The sequence below is a fragment of the Rubneribacter sp. genome, assembly GCF_965361815.1.
On sequence record NZ_CBDTNW010000104.1, the window covers coordinates 1 to 5,036 of the forward strand.

Below are 5,036 nucleotides of genomic sequence, written 5' to 3' on the forward strand. Positions count from 1 at the left end.
GGAAAGGAGCAGACCAGACCCAGCCGAACGCGTTCGGGTAAGCGCGAGAGAAAACGCCGAATGTTCGGATGACTTCAAAATTCAAGCGACCCGCGAAAAGGAGGGGGAGACTTCATGGACATTGGCGATGTCGTTGCCAAACGAGCACCCCGTCGCTATTATAGGGAAGACTTATGACAGATAGGTCGGGTTGCGGACGTTGGCGAGCATGGCCGTTCGCGCTCGGCGCGGTGGAACAGGATCACACGGCTTCCCATGGGATTTTCAAACGACGAACGCTACGCGGCCCACGGTCGCCACGACGCCTCTGCGCATCGCGGAGGCGCTCGCGGCAGCGTGCAGGGCGGAAGCGGCGCGCACGGGTCCGGTGGGCGGATTCCTTCGGGGCGTGTGCCGCAAAGCCCTCGCTCTTCGCATGTCGCAGGCGTTCGTCCCGTCCAAGGGGCGGCTTATCCGGGCTGGCAAGGTGGTCAGGGCGGAGGCTATCCCTCGTCGAACGATGAGATCATCCGCGTTCGCAAGAAGCGCAAGAAGCACAAGAAGCTGAAGCGCGCGCTGCTTGTTGCGGCCATTGTTTTGGTCGTGCTCGTGGGAGGCGCGGCCGCCTATGCGGCGTGGTACACGGGCACGCTTTCCAGCAACATGGCCCTGGACGAGCAGGAGCGTTCGGAGCTTGATACGGTGCTCACCGCCGCAGACAGCCAGCAGGAGCCGTTCTACGTGCTGCTGGTGGGTTCCGACAACTGGGAAACGTACGGCGAGCGCTCCGACGCCCTGGTTCTGCTTCGCATAGATCCCGTCGGCCATCAGATCACCATGGTGTCGGTGCCGCGCGACACGCCCTATATGCTCAACGGCAACAAGGTGAAGATCAACCAGGCGTTCTCGGAGGAGGGGGCGGCAGGCGCGGTCACGGCCGTGCAGGAGTTGACCGGCGTGCCCATCAGCTACTACGCCGAAATCGAGTTCGCCGGGCTTGCCGAGTTCGTGGACTCCATGGGCGGCATCTACGTGGACGTGCCCTACACCATCGACTACGAGGTGTATACGAAGGACCAGGACGTCGTGCACATCGAGGCGGGAAACCAGCTTCTCGACGGCACCCAGTGCGTCGCCTTGGCGCGCATGCGCACCGCCTACGGCGACGACCAGGACGCCGTGCGCCAGTCCAACGTGCGCGCGATGGTGCTCGCCCTTATGAAGAGCGTGCTGCAGTCGCCGCCGGTGGAGGTTCCCGGCTTGGTGCAGAGGCTGTCCTCGTGCGTCAGCACGAACATGGACCTGCAGACCATGGCCTCCTTGGCGACGGACTTCGCGTCGGCGGGTGACCCGGTGGTCTACACGTGCACGGGCCCCTACAAGGGCGACATCGATCAGGAGACCGGCCTGTGGCTGTGCTACGAGGATCCCGAAGGCTGGGCCGCGCTGATGGAGGCGGTGGATTCGGGGCAGAACCCCGAGTCTGCGGCCACCACCGTCGAAGGCAAATAGCGGCGTACTTGTCGGAAAACAGGAAGATGGACGAATGACACTGCTCGAACTGTTCAAACTGCTCAAGAAGCACCTGGCCCTGGTGGTGGCGCTTCCGGTGGTGCTGGCCATTGCAACGGCCGGCGTCAGCTGGGGCGTTCTCCAAAACCAATACACGGCCACCGTTTCTGTGTACGTGCTGACCTCAAAGGACAGCGAGTCCTCCTCCAACACCACCGCCTACAACGACCTGACGGCCAGCCAGCTTATGGCAAACGACATCGCCATGCTGGCCGAGTCGGCGACGGTGAAGGAGAAGACCGCGCAGTCTTTGGGCATGGACTCCCTTTCCGGTTACAAGATCTCCGTGGAGTCCAGCACCACCACGCGCGTGATCGACATCTCGGTGACGGCGGGCAAGGCCGATGCGGCCTCCATTGTGGCGAACGAGACGGCTGCCGTGCTGTCCACGGTCGCCCAGGAGGTCATGGGGGTGGAGAGCGTGAACGTGGTCGATCAGGCCCAGGTCCCCTCAAGTCCTTCGGGCCCGCCGCGCACCATGTACACCGCAGTGGCCTTCCTGGCCGGCATCTTCCTGGCTGTCGCCGTGGTGGTGGTCATGGACATGCTGAACACGCGGGTCCGCAACCCCGAAGAGGCGGAAGAGCTGTTGGGCGTGCCGGTGATCGGCCGCATCCCCACCATCAAAGGCTAGGGAGGGTACCGTCATGGCCAAAAAGAAGAAGTCGTCCAACCTCCTTGAGGTGCAGAACGCGGCGAAGACCCTGTTCGCCAACATCCGGTTCATGTCCCCCGACGAGCCCATCCGCAGCATCGTCATGACCAGCTCGGTGCCCAACGAGGGCAAGTCCACGTGCTCGGTGGAGCTGGCGCGGGCCATTGCCACGTCGGGCAAGACCGTGCTTTTGGTGGAGGCCGACATGCGTCGGCGCACGTTGGCCGACATGTTGAACGTGCGTCCTCCCGCGGGGGTGTATTCGGTGCTCACGGACGCCACGCCGCTGTCGCAGGCCGTGGCCGCCACGCAGACTCCGAACATGTACTTCCTGGATGTGGAGCCGAACATCCCCAATCCCGCCGACATCATCTCGTCCAAGCGCTACCGCAAGCTGGTGTCGCTTTTGGAGGAGGGCTACGACTACGTGGTGTTCGACACGCCTCCGGTGGGCACGTTCATCGACGCGGCCATCCTGTCCACGTTGGTGGACGGCACCGTGATGGTGGTGAAGCCCGGCTCCACCAAGCGCGCCGAGCTTGTGGACGCCTACGAGCAATTGAAGAAGGCCGATGCGAACGTTTTGGGCGTGTGCGCCACGTTCTGCGAGGGCACCGGTTCCGAGTATTATTACGCGTACTACACCAAAGACGGCGACAGGGTGAAGGGCGATAGGGACGTGGAGGCGCTGCAGTCGCCCACGCCGCCTGCGCCGCGCACTGCGCGCGGGTCCGTGCCCGGTCGCGGCGTGGCTGCAGCCCAAGCCGCCAATCGCGCCAAGTACGCCTCCTCTGGCGCTGCCGGGAAAGGGCGTGGCGCTCGATGAGGGACATGCACTGCCATATCCTTCCCGGAGTGGACGACGGCGCGCGCGATCTGAACGAATCGCTTGCCATGCTGGATGCCGCCCGCCAGGCGGGCGTCACCTCCATCGTGTGCACGCCGCATTGCCGCGACCCGTATTTCGATTACGATGCCATGTGGGACGCCTACGAGCTGTTGGCTGCCCATGCGGACGGGTTCCCCCTCACCATGGGGTTCGAGGTGAACCACTCCAAGCTCATGGATCTGGGGATGGAGTGGGTCGATCGGCTCTGCTTCGACGGGACGGGCGAGTTTTTGCTGGAGCTTTCCACGCGCGCCCGCAAACCCGAGTTCGAAGTGTACGAGCGCACCATCTTCGAGCTGCAGGGCAAGGGCTACCAGGTGATCATCGCCCATCCGGAGCGTTACCGGGCCATCCAGGAGGATGTCGAGGTGGCGCGTCGGCTGGTGAGGATGGGGTGCAAGCTGCAGGCCTCGGCCGACTTCGTGGCCGGGGGCAGGATGGGCGCCGAGCGGAAGCCGGCCAAGCGCCTGTTCGAGGAGAACCTGTACTCCTACATAGCAAGCGACGCCCACCGGGTTGAGCACTATCGCTATCTGGCCGAGGCCAGGAAGAACTACCGCACGCGCGGGGCGCACGCGCGCGTGTAGCGGCAGCCTTCTGCCGCCAGCCCTCTTGACAGGGAGGTCTGACGGCAGGAAACTGCATTGCCGTGCAAGCGGCACAGGCCTTTGAGGCGCTGAGCGCTTCGAGGGCGGACATACCTTGAGGAAAGCGGGATCGTCGCTGGGTGCGCGTTCCGGATCGATCAAGGGGCCATATCGTTGTTGAGCTTTTGGGTCAAAGGACCCAAGGCGAAGCCATGTCTTGCAGACCCCCTCCAGGCCATTGTGCGCCTGGGGGGGGGTCTGCGTGTTTTCTGCTGTTTTTCCTGGGGAGGTGGTGGCATGTGGTTTGTCGTGCAGACGGTCGGCGGGCAGGAGAAGCAGGTGCTCGACCTGCTGGAAAAGCTGATCGGCCAAGACCTTGTTCAGGAGGCGTTCGTTCCCCAGTACGAAGTGAAGAAGCGGATCCGGGGAGAGTGGCGCATGCGCACGGAGGTGCTGCTCCCCGGCTACTTGTTTGTGGTGACCGACGATCCCGGAAAGCTGCGGGATGAGTTGCGGTCCGTTCCCAAGTTCACCCGGCTGCTTGCCAACAACGATGTGTTCGTCCCCTTGAACGATCAGGAAGTTGCGTTCATCAACGCGTTCACAAAGCCCGGTCGGCGTGTGGTTGGGTTCTCGAACGGCGTGATGGAAGGCGATGAGATTGTGATCCTCAACGGCCCGCTCATGCATCAGGCGGGCCTGGTCAAGAAGGTGGACCGCCACAAACGGCTCGCCTACTTGGAAATGGAGATGCTCGGCAGGAAGAAAACCGTCAAAGTCGGCTTGGAAATTGTACAAAAGCGACCTTGAAAAACGAATAGAACAGGGATGCGCGGAGGGGCGGGAGGGTTGCCATGCGCCCCTTGAGGCTTCCGGCAACTCCGACGGACTTGGCGTTTCTTGCGCTGGGAACGGCGCCGTGGCTGCGCCCGGGGAGGCGGCCGAGGCCGGCTGCGCATCGGGTGCGAAGGGGTTGGAATACCCAGTCCCCTCTGGTGCAAAGCCGTGGGACGCTTCGGGATACCTTACGGATAAGGAGGCCCTGCGCCTGCTGGCGGGCCGCGACTCCGGCGTGCGCCCCGAGCTTTCGCGGCGTGGCTACCGCTTCGCGAAGCGCGCTTTCGACCTGGTGGCGAGCGGGGCGGCCGTGGCGCTGCTCCTCATCCCCGGAGCCATCCTCTGCGCCGTCATCTGCGCGAAGTCCCCGGGAGCCGGGCCGCTGTACTCCCAGTGGAGAATAGGGAGGGTGCGCGCCGATGGCACCTACCGGCCCTTCCGCATGTGGAAGTTCAGGAGCATGGTGCCCAACGCAGACGAGATGCTGGCCGACCTGCAAGGCTCGAACGAGGCCGAC

At 63.9% G+C, this 5,036-nt stretch carries 6 protein-coding genes; all 6 read left to right on the forward strand.

The genetic code is table 11. From position 1 onward, the window contains the following. Positions 1-255: 255 nt before the first annotated feature. On the forward strand, positions 256-1,491 hold the full coding sequence (locus ACWKY3_RS07750; protein WP_449315843.1) for an LCP family protein: 1,236 nt from the start codon (positions 256-258) through the stop codon (positions 1,489-1,491). Positions 1,492-1,525: 34 nt separating this feature from the next. Next, the gene (locus ACWKY3_RS07755) at positions 1,526-2,185 is read left to right on the forward strand and encodes a YveK family protein (protein ID WP_449315844.1); all 660 of its coding nucleotides are present in this window, start codon (positions 1,526-1,528) and stop codon (positions 2,183-2,185) included. A gap of 13 nt (positions 2,186-2,198) precedes the next feature. Continuing rightward, a complete protein-coding gene (locus tag ACWKY3_RS07760) occupies positions 2,199-3,032 on the forward strand; it encodes a CpsD/CapB family tyrosine-protein kinase (protein WP_449315845.1) in 834 nt (277 codons plus the stop codon). After that, the gene (locus tag ACWKY3_RS07765) at positions 3,029-3,682 is read left to right on the forward strand and encodes a CpsB/CapC family capsule biosynthesis tyrosine phosphatase (RefSeq protein WP_449315846.1); all 654 of its coding nucleotides are present in this window, start codon (positions 3,029-3,031) and stop codon (positions 3,680-3,682) included. Before ACWKY3_RS07760 ends, ACWKY3_RS07765 begins: the two co-directional genes overlap by 4 nt. Before the next feature lie 297 nt (positions 3,683-3,979). Next, positions 3,980-4,492, forward strand: coding sequence for an antiterminator LoaP (loaP, locus tag ACWKY3_RS07770; RefSeq protein WP_449315847.1), 513 nt, complete (start codon positions 3,980-3,982; stop codon positions 4,490-4,492). 109 nt (positions 4,493-4,601) lie between these two features. Beyond that, positions 4,602-5,036 (forward strand): sugar transferase (locus ACWKY3_RS07775; RefSeq protein WP_449315848.1); only part of this gene is annotated, 435 nt, incomplete at its 3' end.

What these genes read in the sequence shown, in the direction of transcription:
- ACWKY3_RS07755 (WP_449315844.1), top strand. Translation starts at nt 1,526, where the DNA reads ATGACACTGCTCGAACTGTTCAAACTGCTCAAGAAGCACCTGGCCCTG.
- loaP (WP_449315847.1), top strand. Translation starts at nt 3,980, where the DNA reads ATGTGGTTTGTCGTGCAGACGGTCGGCGGGCAGGAGAAGCAGGTGCTC.
- ACWKY3_RS07760 (WP_449315845.1), top strand. Translation starts at nt 2,199, where the DNA reads ATGGCCAAAAAGAAGAAGTCGTCCAACCTCCTTGAGGTGCAGAACGCG.
- ACWKY3_RS07750 (WP_449315843.1), top strand. Translation starts at nt 256, where the DNA reads ATGGGATTTTCAAACGACGAACGCTACGCGGCCCACGGTCGCCACGAC.
- ACWKY3_RS07765 (WP_449315846.1), top strand. Translation starts at nt 3,029, where the DNA reads ATGAGGGACATGCACTGCCATATCCTTCCCGGAGTGGACGACGGCGCG.